The sequence below is a fragment of the Dehalococcoidia bacterium genome, from assembly GCA_028711995.1.
In the GTDB taxonomy this organism is placed as follows: domain Bacteria; phylum Chloroflexota; class Dehalococcoidia; order SZUA-161; family SpSt-899; genus JAQTRE01.
Map to the genome: position 1 here is coordinate 1 of JAQTRE010000148.1, position 7,045 is coordinate 7,045.

At 51.7% G+C, this 7,045-nt stretch carries 9 protein-coding genes; all 9 read left to right on the plus strand.

The genetic code is table 11. From position 1 onward, the window contains the following. On the plus strand, positions 1 to 597 hold a 597-nt coding region (locus PHV74_13970), incomplete at its 5' end, for a hypothetical protein (protein ID MDD5095463.1). A gap of 19 nt (positions 598 to 616) precedes the next feature. Beyond that, entirely contained in the window at positions 617 to 2,089 is a 1,473-nt protein-coding gene (locus PHV74_13975; protein MDD5095464.1) for a hypothetical protein, read from the plus strand. Positions 2,090 to 2,091: 2 nt separating this feature from the next. Then, positions 2,092 to 2,829, plus strand: a complete 738-nt coding sequence (locus PHV74_13980; protein MDD5095465.1) for a hypothetical protein — start codon at positions 2,092 to 2,094, stop codon at positions 2,827 to 2,829. A gap of 12 nt (positions 2,830 to 2,841) precedes the next feature. Continuing rightward, complete coding sequence (locus PHV74_13985; protein ID MDD5095466.1) at positions 2,842 to 4,884, plus strand: hypothetical protein; 2,043 nt, start codon at positions 2,842 to 2,844, stop codon at positions 4,882 to 4,884. Positions 4,885 to 4,966: 82 nt separating this feature from the next. Beyond that, complete coding sequence (locus tag PHV74_13990) at positions 4,967 to 5,173, plus strand: hypothetical protein (GenBank protein ID MDD5095467.1); 207 nt, start codon at positions 4,967 to 4,969, stop codon at positions 5,171 to 5,173. A gap of 27 nt (positions 5,174 to 5,200) precedes the next feature. Beyond that, positions 5,201 to 5,785, plus strand: coding sequence for a glycosyl hydrolase 108 family protein (locus tag PHV74_13995; protein ID MDD5095468.1), 585 nt, complete (start codon positions 5,201 to 5,203; stop codon positions 5,783 to 5,785). A 1-nt stretch (position 5,786) separates the two neighbouring features. Beyond that, positions 5,787 to 6,014 (plus strand): hypothetical protein, encoded by a 228-nt coding sequence (locus tag PHV74_14000; GenBank protein ID MDD5095469.1) that lies wholly within the window; start codon positions 5,787 to 5,789, stop codon positions 6,012 to 6,014. A 1-nt stretch (position 6,015) separates the two neighbouring features. After that, positions 6,016 to 6,582 (plus strand): hypothetical protein, encoded by a 567-nt coding sequence (locus tag PHV74_14005; protein ID MDD5095470.1) that lies wholly within the window; start codon positions 6,016 to 6,018, stop codon positions 6,580 to 6,582. Then, a partial coding sequence (locus tag PHV74_14010; protein MDD5095471.1) for a hypothetical protein occupies positions 6,579 to 7,045 on the plus strand: 467 nt, incomplete at its 3' end. The genes PHV74_14005 and PHV74_14010, both read left to right, overlap by 4 nt.

Below are 7,045 nucleotides of genomic sequence, written 5' to 3' on the forward strand. Positions count from 1 at the left end.
GCGATCAATCTCGGTGGAGGGCGTATTCCTCATATTGAGATTGTCTCTAATCACATAGACGGTTTTGCCACTTTGCCATTTTACACCTCTGTCGATGTGCCGGCGGGAGATATCCGTCTAATTCGTGGAGCCGGTCCATTTGAGCCTTGGGATGCCATACGTGCCACCTTCGGCAGTACTTGGGCGGAGACGTCCCAGGGGGAATTCTACCAGGCAATCGTAGTCGGTTATGATGGGACGGATGAGGTTTGGAGTGCCATATCCTATGGCACGGCGGCTCCTGTGGCGGGGACTCACAGGTTGGGTGACCGGGTGATAAACTGGGTGGCGAATGGTTATGGCGCACCGATGGCCTGGAGATGTGTGGATGGTGGCACTCCAGGCGAATGGGCAAGCGAGGGTCCGCTGCCGGGGCTACAGACAGCCACCACTGCGGAGCTTGAGAATTCAGCTCATGCGATCAACACTGTCGGGAAATACATCGGTAAACAGGTTTGGAACTCCACGACGGCAAAGCCAGTCTTCGCCGTCGAAGTTGGGGCGACGAGCGTCTGGAATGACGCCGTAGGCGCATTGGCGCATACACCGATTCCATAGATAGAGGAGATTCATCATCATGAAAAAACTATTCATAATTATAGCGATTTTGGTTTGGGCTGGAACGGCATGGGCGGGGCCGGTGGTATCCGGCAGCGCCTCCTCCACCCCCGCCACCGAAGCCGTAGCGGGCGTGTCCCGTTTCTGCACTGCTGCGGAGGTAACGGCAGGGGTGACTGGCGGATGCATCGTGGATGATGTAAATCTCAAGACGGAGCTGGACAAGAAGCAGAATGCTGCTACGGGCCTCACAGCATCAAAGCCAGTCTGTACTTCTGGCACTTCCACTTTTGCCGTCTGTGCCGGAACTGAGGGGGTGTGGGCCACTGCGGCATCTGTAGTTGACTGGACCGCCGACCAGGGGGCGACGAATATCCATGCGGGGAATATACCGGACCTGTCAGGGACGTACCAAGCCGCCGATGCCGACTTTCCTTCTCTTGCCGCTGGCATTTCCGGTCCTGTTGTCGGCCTTGGAAACGGCAATGGGTATCGCAATATCGCATCAACAGACCTCCTCCCCTCCGATGAGATCGTGGCAGGTGGCGGCACAGTTGACGCGATCACGGCTAACTACACCATTGACAAGACTTTGGCCGACAAGACCATTGCACGGTTCCGATCAGCCGGTGCGAATACCAGCACAACGCCTTCTTTCGCCCCTGACGGCCTGACAGCCCATACCATCGTCAAACACGGCGGCGTCGCCTTGAGTGCCGGGGATATTGGAGCGGCAGGGATGATCTGTGTTTTGCAATACGACCTTGCCAATACGAGATGGGAATTGATGAATCCTGTCAAGCCGAGCGGGACACTGGCACTTAGCGAAATTAACGCTCCCTCCTCCGATTCCGACCCTAGCACCACCCCGGGGCAGTTTAAGCATGACTCAACGGACACCGGGTCAAACTCAGGCGGTACGTTTAAATGGTACGACGGCGCACAGGTTCGCTCTTTTGTAGACACTGGCACCAACTACACCATAATCACGAAAACAGAATATCTTCCTATCCGCTATGCAGAAGATGGGACCACAGCTCCATCGGCGGCGGCTGAAATCAGCACCACTACGGCAATCGGCCGTTCGTTCTCAGAAGGCGATGACGTTGTTTTCTGGTGGGTTATCCCGAATGACTATATAGGTGGGGTGAAATACCGGGTAATCTACGCCCTGTCTGCCGATGCTTCAGCGGACGAGACGGTTGTGTTCTCGATGGCCGGGAGTGTCGTTGCGAACAGCGGGGCGCTTGCGGGGGCGGCAGGAACGGCCCTTACCATAGCTGACGAATTGACCACGGATGACGATCAATTTCAGGTAATGATGACTGACTATTCCGCCGAATCAAACGCTGATTGGAGTCTGATGGCAGGTGGATTGGCGCGGCTTGAGTTTTCGAGCGCAGCAGCGGGCGATTACGCAGGTGGTGAACCTCTTGTGATCGGAATTGAGATAAAATATAAGGCTAAGATCATCGGTATTGCGGGGTACTAACCATGAAGCGATTACTCATCATAGTGATACTCTTGTGGGCCTCAGCGTCCTTTGCGGCCGAACCATTTCAGCTTGCCCGGATGAATCCCTATATCGCCGGGGCTGGGAGTGCGGCGGCATGTGGTACTTCCCTCCACGAAGATGCTCTCGGAACCGATCTTTCCCTCTGGACCTCCGAAACCGATCCCAATAGCGAAGGTGCTATTTCTGGTGGGTACTACGTAATCACTCACAGTGGGGATGGAGATGATATTTACATAACAAAAACACTTGCCTCTGGTGTTGCTGAGGGTTGGTTTCAGGTTACTTTTAATTTATCGGATGTCACCGCCATCGCTGCGGGCACTACGTCGCATAAGTTTGCACTTCTTAGAAACGCAGCAGGGAATGAGAAGGGCTACCTGAAATTTCTTTTAAACGGCGACGGAAACATCTCACAACTTGTTGTGGTATTGGTAAATGACGCTTTCGGGGAAAATACTGATTCGCTAAGCGTTTCATTGTCACCTGATACAGATTATAGCATTAAATGTCATTATCTCCACGCTGGGGATGTGGGGAACATATACTGTTATTTCAATGGGTCAGGGACGGCTGATCCTAAGGTAGAGGGTGTGGATAACAATACCGCCATGCCTATTTGGCAGGGGGTTTCTCTGGGCGCACCTCTGACTGCTATTACCGCCGCATCAACCTGGAAATTTAAAAATTGGGAGTGGAGGACGGATGATTGTTTTTAAGGATAATAACCCATGAAGAAACTCGCACTTAGCTGCTTACTTGCGTTCCTTTGGCCGACTCTTGCTCTTGCCACGCCGCTTGCGGATTGTGCAAAAGACACTCTCGACACAGCCATAGCAGATACAACTACTTACCCGAATGGATCAACCATAGAACTTCCTTCTTGCGAAGAAACGACTTGGGCTGATTGGGTAACTGTTGACCGAGCCTTAACGATTAAAGGTCAGACGACAACCTCTCGAAATGCGTCTACCTATGTGGTGACAGCTACTGATTCCACCATTATAACAGGGAAGGGGTTCACCGTCTCGGCAGATAATGTAGTGATCACCGGAATCACTTTCCAAAACATGACTATAGCGAATCCAAATGCAGTTATCATCACTCCGGTAGCTGGATACACGAATCTTGATATATATGGAAACCATTTTGATAACTGCAACGCTCGCCTTGTAACACAAAAACGGGACAATTCCGGCTTGAGATTTTATCGGAATCTGGTCACTCAGCCCGGTTATGAAACGCTCTACATAATTGGAGCCGGGAAAACTTCTTGGGACATAGGAGGGTCGTGTGGGAGTTCATCTACCAGTAAAACTTCCTGGATAGAGGATAATGAATTTAGACTGACAACGGCTACACAGACAAATATCATTGACGCGGATGAAGGTGCGAGGGTCGTAATAAGGGGAAACTTATTTACGGGGAGCGCAACTTATAGCATTTCCTCTAATGTTATTGAGAGTCATGGGCATTGTTATACCTATAGGGACATGGATACGAATTGGGGGACGTATTGTCTGGAGGTTTACGACAATAAATTTGCCAATCCTGCTGATCCGAGTTTCGGCGGGCAGGGTATAGTCGAACCCCGTGGCGGCAGAAGTTATGTCTATAAAAATACGGTTTCCAACACTGGTTGGTATCCGTATTATATCGTTGGTTTCATGGATAATCAGGTTGATGTAGCCTGTAACTTAACTGCTTGCGCGAACCAGGATCACGAAGATGGTGGATATCATGCCGTTCCAATAAGCGGTGATCCCAACTTTGGCGGAACTCCCCTTTTGTGTACGACCTATCCTTGCCCCATGCAAGTTAATAATAGTTATGTTTTTGGCAATACTTTTACAGAGCGTCCGGGATATCAAGGGGGGCACAGGAGGGATTATAGTGGCGCAGATCAGTATGCGAACTTTATCCAAATAGATAGAGATTGGTGGTCAGATTATTACGAGGGGTCAGCTCATAACACTTATGGAGAGGGAACGTCTCTCCCTGAAACCTGCACCACACATGCTCTGTATTGGCATACTGGAACGCAAACACTATCTCGATGCACGGCCACAGATACCTGGACTGCGGTATATTCTGCATATACCTATCCGAATCCATCTCGGCTTGACCTCGGCCCGGATGAAACCGCGCCTACGTTTGGTTCTGGAAACATAGATGTAAACGGGGTTGTTCTCACTGTGAATTTTGCCGAGACTGTCTCGGAAGGCGCAGGATACGCAGATGGGGATTGGACCTTGGCCTGCTCGGTGACGGAAGGCTTGACCGTTGCCCACGGTACGGGCGATGGAACGAGTACATGGGCGTTTGACATTACGGGCGGGCCTATCCAGGCCAATGAAGTCTGTACCATCGATTGGGCAGGAACGGCGAATGGGGTGGAGGATGGTTCGGGGAACGATTTAGCGGCCTTCGACCCAGCAAAATCATTGACTAATGGTTCGCTTGAAGGCGCGGCTGGACCGTGGATTGTAACCTCCCCAACTATCTCAGGGAACGGATGCACGGTTTATCCGCCACTAACGACACAAGTAGCCGATGGAAACCCCTTTGAACTGTTGCGGACGGTAACCTCTGGATATCATGTCGAGAGCTACACCGAAGACACCTGCGGCGGGACATGGACGGGGAATATCTATAACATCACCTCCATCGAGGCCGACTGCTCAATGGGGACGCTGACCTGCCGTACCGACAACGGCTCCGCAACGCTGGTGCCGACCGGGACAGCGGGGGCGGGCAGTATTACGATTCAGTAAGGACCGGGCGGGCTGACCTGCCCTAAATACGATGAGGCAAAACGACCGGGCTCCGGCCCAGACGATAAAGGGGGACGGGTGAATGGATATATGGTCTCTGGTTACAGGCGGACCTCTTGCGGCATGGATAGCGTATATCCATTTTTCCAGGCCCTCGCGCAAAGAGTGTGATCTGCGGCATGATTCGGTCGAGCGGGATCAGGATAATACTTGCACAAAAATGGAAGCAATGCATCACGATATCCGCGAAATAAGAGAGATTCTTATTCATCATGTGTCGAAGGGATGAATGATGGAAACGCGAAGGGAACAATAAATGGACGCATTTGAATACGCATTTGAAAAGACCATTGCCGCCGAAAAAGGGTACAGCGACGTCTCCGGCGACCGCGGCGGGAGGACAAAGTACGGCGTGACCGAAGCTGTCTTCCTTGATGCGTTGCGGCGTGGGATTATCTGGGGCACATCGGATATTAAAGATCTTACCGTCGCCCAGACACGCGCGATCTTCAAGACCGGTTTTTGGTTGCCGCTCCGTCTGCATGAAGTCCAATCCTGTGTGGTCGCCGCAGAGATCTTCGACACAGGGATTAACATGGGGATACACATGGCAGCCGTCATTACTCAAACGGCCCTGAATTACCTTGGCGAGAAAATTGAAGTTGATGGAATTATCGGAACACAAGAGACGTTGCCGGCGATTAATAAATGGGTCAAAAAGGATGAGCAGGTACTGTTTGTTTGCCTGAATGGATTCCAATTCGTCGTCTATGCCGATTTGGTCAACGACGGCCTGATCGACCGTATCCAGAACATGGTCCGGAGCGATAAAGACCAGGTGAAGTTTGCCGCTGGATGGACGAAACGCATTCAGAGTTATGTCATGCTGAGGGAGGGGTGAGATGAAAGAAATTGAATATTACGAGGTTTTTGCTGTAATTGACTCATCAACGCCGATTGATACACCTGATGAGTGGTACTCTAAAGATAAATTTGAAAAACAGGAAGACGCGGAAGCATACAAAACTGAGTTAGATAAAGAATTACTGAGCAAGATTAAGGAGAATCCGAGTTATCGTAACCTTCATACCAGTTACCATACTCGCTCTCAAACATTGAGGCTGAAATAAAATGACCCCCTCCGAAATCGCCGCCCGCCTCCGGGCACTGGCGGATGAGATTGAAAAAGCAGAGAAGCCGGAGTTACCCATCATCCCGGCGGATATTCAGGAAACCGGCCCGGTTGTCTCTGCCGCCAACCCCTACGTCGATAGTTCGGCTATGATCCCGCTCAAGTCTGACGATCACCTGATTGCCAGTCCAAAGATCATGGACAACATCATGAGTTCCCGCTATTGGCGGATCTATTGGCAGATCTCACATCAGGCAAAGGTGCCGCTGCTTATCCTTCGCGGTGCTCACCCAGACGGATGCATGGATTTTGAGTATCCGAAGAAGCCAGACGGGACACTCGACCGGGATGCAATGGACAGACTCAGGGATGCGTTTCGCGAGATTGCCGTTCCGCACTATCCCCCGGGCCAGGAATGGCGGGATACCTCGCCGGCAGATTTGCGGGTTGGGTCGGACGTGTGGTCGACGGCGATTGCAAAACATATATCGATTGATGATAAGATGTTCCACAGGTTCGACTCTGTGCTCTATTCACATGGGCACATGGATGTGAGGACGCCATGATAAGACCACAGGACCTAAAGGGAACGCAAGTTCCATACCGGGCAGGGTACAAATATGTCGTTGCTGAAGATCACGCAAATAGCCTTAGCCTGTTCTTGCCGTTCCCCGGTTTTGTGGGTGAGTATGCGCCGATTGGATTCCCTCAAGAACCGGGGCCGGAGATCCGCTTTGTTGGCAACGAGTATGTCCGGTTATACGAAAATGGCTTGCTCTGGTTTCGCCACGGCTACGCCTGGGATGGATGTTCGGGGCCCACCATCGACGACGAATCGAACATGCGGTGCGGCCTTTACCATGACGGCCTGTATCAGCTTATGCGGAAGGGGTATCTTCCGCAAACGTGGCGCGACTATGCCGACAAAGTATTGAAAAACTGTGGGATTGCTGACGGGATGGACGTTACAAGGGCCGAGATGTACCATTTCGCCGTTGATCGATTCGCGGCAGGATCGGCAAAGGTCGG

Coding starts and splice junctions, on each gene's coding strand:
- PHV74_13975 (MDD5095464.1), top strand. CDS start 617: ATGAAAAAACTATTCATAATTATAGCGATTTTGGTTTGGGCTGGAACG.
- PHV74_13980 (MDD5095465.1), top strand. CDS start 2,092: ATGAAGCGATTACTCATCATAGTGATACTCTTGTGGGCCTCAGCGTCC.
- PHV74_13985 (MDD5095466.1), top strand. CDS start 2,842: ATGAAGAAACTCGCACTTAGCTGCTTACTTGCGTTCCTTTGGCCGACT.
- PHV74_13990 (MDD5095467.1), top strand. CDS start 4,967: ATGGATATATGGTCTCTGGTTACAGGCGGACCTCTTGCGGCATGGATA.
- PHV74_13995 (MDD5095468.1), top strand. CDS start 5,201: ATGGACGCATTTGAATACGCATTTGAAAAGACCATTGCCGCCGAAAAA.
- PHV74_14000 (MDD5095469.1), top strand. CDS start 5,787: ATGAAAGAAATTGAATATTACGAGGTTTTTGCTGTAATTGACTCATCA.
- PHV74_14005 (MDD5095470.1), top strand. CDS start 6,016: ATGACCCCCTCCGAAATCGCCGCCCGCCTCCGGGCACTGGCGGATGAG.